The organism is Actinosynnema sp. NPDC059797 (assembly GCF_042732085.1).
Taxonomy (GTDB): Bacteria; Actinomycetota; Actinomycetes; order Mycobacteriales; family Pseudonocardiaceae; genus Actinosynnema.
Genome location: NZ_JBHWIE010000741.1, coordinates 1 through 1,343, shown reverse-complemented (window position 1 = coordinate 1,343; position 1,343 = coordinate 1). Strand labels below are relative to the sequence as shown.

Below are 1,343 nucleotides of genomic sequence, written 5' to 3'. Positions count from 1 at the left end.
CAGCGGCTCGGTCAACAGCGGGTTGTCCAACAGGTAGATCTGCCCCGCCGAGAGGTAGTTGGCCGCCCGCCAATAGGCGTCGACCAGGGACAGGTCGGGAGTTCCGGACTGCGACATCTCGCTCCTCCTCTGCCGCGCCGGAGCGGGGCGGCGGTCGCGGGCGCGGTGCTCGTCATTGGGATCGTCGTGCAGGTCGTGGTGGTCCGCACCTCCAGCGGGACCGGTCCTCACCGCCGGTCGTCCCGGGGGCGCACCACGGCGAGCGGGCACGACGCGTGGTGGACGAGGGACTGACTGGTGGAGCCCAGGAGCATGCCGGTGAAGCCGCCGCGCCCGCGGCTGCCCACGACCAGCAGTCGGGCGCCCTCGGCGGCGTCGAGCAGCGCCCGCACGGGCCGGTCGCGCACCACGGTCCGCGTGACCTCCACGTCCGGGTATTTCTCCTGCCAACCGGCCAGGCGCTCGGCCAGGACGCGGTGCTGCTCGTCCTCGACCCGGGGCCAGTCGACGGTGAAGAGGGCGGCGTAGGCACCGTCGACCGGGAAGTCCGTCCACGCCGACACGGCGACCAGCGGCGCGCCGCGCAGCGACGCCTCCTCGAAGGCGAAGGCGACGGCCTCCTCGCTGACCGGCGAACCGTCCACCCCGACCACGACCGGCCCCTGTGCCGCCTCGGGCTCGCGGACCACGACCACCGGGCAGCCACCGTGCGCGGAGACCGCGACCGCGACCGAGCCGACCAGCAGCCCGGTGAACCCGCCGAGCCCCCGGGAGCCGAGCACGACCAGCCGGGCGCGCCGGCTCTCGTCGACCAGCGCGGTCGTGGGCCGGTCGACCACGACGGAGGTCTCGACCTCGACGTCCGGCACGACGGCGCGGGCCGCGGCGACGGCCTCCTCCAGCCACTCCCGGCCCTGCTGCTCGAATGCCTCCCGCACCTCGGCGCCGGTCACGACGAACTCGGGGTAGCCCTGGGCGGGCAGCAGGTAGGCGTGCACGAACCTGAGCGGTACGCGGTGCCGGGCCGCTTCGCGGGCGGCCCACGCCACCGCCGTCAACGCCGACGCCGAACCGTCCACTCCGACCACGATCGGGGCAGTCATCACACGTTCCTCTCCGAAGTCCGAACCGCTGCCGCGGCTCCTCCACCACCGACGCTAGGCCGCGGCCCGCCCCGGCGACGCGGTCCTTGGTCCTCGTCCACCAGGGACCTGCGGCCTCGTCGCCGCGGGCGCACCATGGAGGGGAGGCCGGCGCGCGGCGGGGGTCGGCGGGACCTCGGGCGCGCGCCGGCAGGGTCTTTGTACCCTGTGCCGGGGGACCTCCCCCGGCGAACCTGGGGG

2 protein-coding genes are annotated in these 1,343 nt (G+C 75.1%); both read right to left on the bottom strand.

All coding sequences use genetic code 11. From position 1 onward, the window contains the following. The coding region (locus ACFV4N_RS43830; RefSeq protein WP_499678618.1) for a phosphoketolase family protein at nt 1-117 on the bottom strand (117 nt) is incomplete at its 3' end. A 110-nt stretch (nt 118-227) separates the two neighbouring features. Further along, nucleotides 228-1,103: a universal stress protein gene (locus tag ACFV4N_RS43825; protein ID WP_499678617.1), complete on the bottom strand. Its 876-nt coding sequence runs from the start codon at nt 1,101-1,103 to the stop codon at nt 228-230. Nucleotides 1,104-1,343 lie beyond the last annotated feature (240 nt).

Bases quoted from the DNA above. Each gene is read 5' to 3' on its own strand.
- ACFV4N_RS43825 (WP_499678617.1), bottom strand. From the start codon at position 1,103: ATGACTGCCCCGATCGTGGTCGGAGTGGACGGTTCGGCGTCGGCGTTG.